Origin of the sequence: Carboxydocella sp. JDF658 (assembly GCF_002049395.1) — a bacterium.
In the GTDB taxonomy this organism is placed as follows: domain Bacteria; phylum Bacillota.
Window position 1 is genome coordinate 1 of record NZ_BDLR01000104.1, and the last position, 4,816, is coordinate 4,816.

A 4,816-nucleotide genomic window follows, 5' to 3' on the forward strand; every position below is an offset into this window, starting at 1 on the left:
TATCTCATTGAAACAATCCGATAAGTACAAGAACGCCAATTTCAAGCACTTTATGGAGCTTCTGGAGGAGCACGAGGGAATAGCCATAAGTTATTCCTGTTTAACTACAATTGCCAAAGCCAGGTTAGGTTCTTAGCAGGGGGTGACATTTTGTGACGATAATTAACCCTATTTCGGGGTGACATTTTCACAAGTTATTGACATAAAATCTGAGACATTGATTGTTGGTGTAGACATTGGCAGTGAAATTCATTATGCTAGAGCCTTTGACGGCCGTGGAGTTGAGTTAGGGCGTTTACAAACCTTCCATAATAGCGCTGAAGGGTTTAAAAAGTTTGAGCAGTGGCTGGATGACCTACAGAAAAAACATGGGAAGACTGAAGTAATAGTAGGTATGGAACCAACAGGCCATTACTGGTTTACCTTCGGCTTTTACTTAAAGAACAAACAAATAAAAATAGCTATTGTCAATCCATTCCATGTCAAAAGAGCAAAGGAACTGGATGATAACAGTCCAAGCAAAAATGACCGGAAAGATCCTAAAACCATCGCAATGTTAGTATAAAGATGGCCGTTATTCTGAGCCATACCTTCCGGAAGGAATATATAACGAGTTAAGGGTTGCCATGGAAGCCCGCAGCCGCCAAAATAGACGGCTAAATGAAATCAGCAACAGGATACAGCGCTGGTTGAATATTTACTTTCCGGAATTCACACAGGTATTTAAGGATTGGACCGGCAAGGCTGCAATATTGACGTTAAAGGCGTTTCCTACGCCACAGAAGGTACTCGAAGCTGGCGTAGAAGGTATAATAGCCTGCTGGAAAACGGAAATTAAGCGGGCTGTAGGACCCAAACATGCAGTAAGACTGGTTGAAGCAGCCAAACAGTCAATAGGAGTAACGGAAGGGCTACGGGCTGCTACCAGTGAGTTAAAAAATCTATTGGAAGAGTATGAAATGATAAGCCGTCAAATGGAAGAAACGATGGGACTTGTGGAAGAGTTACTGGCACAGGTGCCAAATGCCCAGGCACTGCTACAAATTAAAGGCATAGGCGTGGTAGCAGTAGCCAGCTTTGTAGCCGAAGTAGGGGATGTAAAAAGATTCAGCCATCCACGGCAAATACAAAAATTAGCAGGGCTAAATTTAAAAGAAAACAGCTCAGGTAAGCATAAAGGGAAAACAACCATAAGCAAACGAGGACGCAAAGAATTGCGACGAGAGCTATTTAAAGCAGTTATGCCGTTACTTGCCAGGAACGATGAATTTCGCAAACTGCATCAGTACTACACTACCAGGAAAGAAAACCGGTTGAAAAAGATGCAATCGTTAATAGCCCTGTGCTGTAAATTAATCCGAGTATTTTATGCCCTGCTAAGCAAAGGAACAGCTTATGACCCGGAAAAAATGATGAGTGATATTAAACGGCCGATGATGGCGGCAGCGTAAAAACGCCCACCGCAAGAGGCCATTATACACCGCGCTCCTTTTCGCCTGTCAAGGGCGAGCGGAGCCGCTGCGCGGCCCTTGACAGGCTCAAGGCCGCGGCGTCAGGGGCAGTCAGGCGGTGTGCGGAAAGGAATGATTCTGTTTTTCTTGCTTAATCAATAAGGATTAGCACTTTGACAACCAGGAGTCGGGATAGTCAGGCTAACATCCATTCGGGCTAAGACCCTGTAAAGGAGCATTTCTGACATTCCACCTCCAGAGCAGGCAGAACGAAGGAATTTAGGGCAAAGACCCTGTGAGACATGGGAGGGTTGCCACTGGAGAATATGTGGAATCCCACCGACCAGATATTGTAAAACGTATAAGCGGTCTGGTTGTAGTTACCCATATTCATCCAAAATTATGCACTGCCGTTATAATCAGCCAAATGGTTGATTGTTGTCAAAGTGAAATTCTGAGATTAAGCGAGAAAAACGGAGAAATTTAAATCTTATTGAGGGAGAGGAGTAACTGAAGTCGTTGCTACCAGGGAGTTACAAAAATGTTGGAAGAGTATAAATTGCAAAAGCGTCAAATGGAAGAAACAATGAAAGTTATAGAAGAGTTATTAGCGTGAATTTGCAAATTAATCCAGAGTCTATTTTTCAAAATATAATAGCATAGAAGGTAGTTGTAATCTGTAGTATTGTAATTTATTGATTCCTCACTATTTTGTGTGGGTAGAAACCAACATCTTGAGCAGTTAACCTGACTACCACAACGTAGAGTACCATAAAAAATAACTTGAATAAAAACTAATGAATAGAATTTTTGTTTGTTATTAGCAAAGTGCAATATAATATAAAACGAGAAAAAGTAAAAATTAAAGGTTCATTGAGGAGGCAGTAAAAAATGTGTTTTTTTAAAAAAAATAGCATTTTTTTCTTAATAGTACTAATCTTACTAAGCTTTATTACTGGTTGTAATGAAATCGAAAATAACAAAAGAAAACCGGTTACTGGTAATAGAACGGTTAAAAACAAAGTATATAAAACTAATAAATCGAAAAGTTCAGAACTAAAAGACTTAGAAAAAGACTTAAAAGAGATGGCGACAAAATACATAGTGGCTAAGTATAAAGGTGATGAAAAGACCTTACTTAAAATTACTAAAGGAGATGCTTATAAAGAAGTTGTAAGTGGAGAACTGAAGCTTTTCAAGGAACATAAATTTGAAAAAATAGTTTCTTATAAATTCCTAAAAAGCAATATAAAAGAAGAGCAAGAAATTATAGTAGCCGTGTCTTCTGTTTCACCTGGTGCTCCAACTTCAACAATATATTATGAGCACATTTGTTTCCAAAAAATAGGTGATAAATGGTTTATAACCAAAGTTTTAAGGGATGCATGAAAAAAAGGCAGGCTAATCCCAAAAGATTGGACACATACCCAGAAATTCTAAAGTTTGAAAATGTTTAAGTTTTTGTAAGTGGTAAATGTACCATTAAGGAGATGATTATTTATGCAAAACACTGAAAACAAGACTGCAAAAGAGTATGTCCATCAATGTTAGAACTTTAGCCTGAGGGAAATTAAATTTCGATAGTAACAATGGATATGGATACCTGAAACTAAATTGGATTTAGAACAGTTAACATTTAGAGTTGATATGAGCTATAGACAAGTAGTAGGTTATAGGAAAAACAAGGGACAATGGGATGCACAACCAATTTATGCGCTAACTTACTGGTATTGTGATTGGCATAATTATACAAGCTATTGTGGTTTTAATAGCTCAAAAGATTGGGCGAGAATGTTTAAGGTTTTGTGTAGTGCGGCCGGGCAAGGTCGCTAATTCTAGTGGGTGTAAATACCATTGAGGTAATTTCTAACCAACAGCCCTGTAGTGAGTTCTTGAAGACTGTCAGGCAACTGAGAGTTTTAAGCGTAGAACAGCAAAATAGCGGGCCAAAAGCAAAAGCTGAAGTGATTGAGCCTCGAAATACCAGATGAGGAAAGCCCGATGTGATTAAACATGCAGAAAGCAAAATTAGCGTAGACTTTTTATGCAAGAGGAAATTCCCCCAAATCGCAAAGATTTTTCCCAAGGCATCGTTGGGGAATTTTTTTTAACCCAACTATTGCTTACTTTATTTGGCTATTTAGCTGGTAGTTTTTACACTACATGTCCTTTTCATTAAATTCGTAATGCAAATTTATTTTCAATTAATGCTTTTAACCATTAAACAGGCTATGCTTAGGTTACTTAGTGAGGATTTTTCTTTTGCAACTTTGTCCATTTTAATTATCAAAAAAATTTTTGTTATTTCTTGATACCTTCCATTCTGCTTTTTTAAGCAGGATTTTTTCTTTTTAGAGGAATTTTTTGAAATATGCCGAATAAGAAACAAAAAATGGCTAAAGGAGAAGATAAATGCTTTCTAAAGTTCATACCGTTGCCTTAAACGGCATTAATGGCGAAATTGTGGTGGTGGAGGTGGACATTAACCGCGGGCTTCCGAGGATGAAGGTAGTGGGCCTTCCCGATACGGCGGTCAAGGAAGCCCGGGAGCGGGTAAAGTCGGCGATAAAAAATTCGGGATTTGATTTTCCCATCGCCAGGATAATTATAAACCTTGCCCCCGCCGACCTTAAAAAAGAAGGCTCCCACTTTGATTTACCGATAGCTTTGGGGATTTTGGCGGCGAGCGAACAGTTAAATGCTGACCTTTCTGAGTATATCTTTTTAGGGGAACTATCCTTGGAAGGTCAGGTGCGGGAGGTTGATGGAGTCCTACCTTCGGTATTAGCGGTGCGGGGTAGGGTACCGAAAGCGGTGGTGCCATATAACAACCGTACCGAAGGAGCATTGGTGTCCGGAGTTGAGGTTTATGGGGTAAAGAGCCTAAGAGAAATCGTGGCTTTTTTATCGGGAGAAGAAGAGCTTTTACCGGAGAAGCCTCTTGATATTACCGAAATAGTCCGGGAAAAGTCCGATGAGGAGCTGGACTTTGCCGATGTAGCAGGGCAGGCGGTAGCGAAAAGGGCTCTGTAAATTGCTGCGGCTGGGAATCATAATTGCCTAATGTAAAGCATACCAGCCCGTGGAATAACTAAGTCAAGGAAGAGCCGGCTTCCTTGTTTTTTCTTGAAGACCTACGGTAATATGTCAAGACCATAAGGTTAATATTTTCTAGTTTAGTTTTTTAAAAAGGCAACAAAAAACCACCCTGTTTCCTAATATATTTGGAAACAAGTTACAAAAATGTAAAATAGATTTTGGTTGCCCTTAGTTTGAATCCCTCCTTTGCCCCTGGGGCATGTAAAGTTGGTTGCTGCGCAGCAGAGCATCAACCATACGCACTAACTTGCGTGCTGTGAGAACCA

The 4,816-nt window shown here is 39.8% G+C and carries 2 protein-coding genes and 1 pseudogene; all 3 read left to right on the plus strand.

Features of this window, described 5'->3' with window-relative positions; genetic code table 11:
- Nucleotides 1-178 precede the first annotated feature (178 nt).
- The 3 genes and pseudogenes from JDF658_RS12335 to JDF658_RS12345 all read left to right on the plus strand — a co-directional run bounded on the left by JDF658_RS12335 (nucleotide 179) and on the right by JDF658_RS12345 (nucleotide 4,484).
- Nucleotides 179-1,451: pseudogene (locus JDF658_RS12335) on the plus strand (IS110 family transposase).
- 891 nt (nucleotides 1,452-2,342) lie between these two features.
- Nucleotides 2,343-2,840: a hypothetical protein gene (locus JDF658_RS12340; protein ID WP_079907860.1), complete on the plus strand. Its 498-nt coding sequence runs from the start codon at nucleotides 2,343-2,345 to the stop codon at nucleotides 2,838-2,840.
- A 1,023-nt stretch (nucleotides 2,841-3,863) separates the two neighbouring features.
- The gene (locus JDF658_RS12345) at nucleotides 3,864-4,484 is read left to right on the plus strand and encodes a magnesium chelatase domain-containing protein (RefSeq protein ID WP_079907862.1); all 621 of its coding nucleotides are present in this window, start codon (nucleotides 3,864-3,866) and stop codon (nucleotides 4,482-4,484) included.
- The last annotated feature ends 332 nt before the right edge of the window (nucleotides 4,485-4,816 follow it).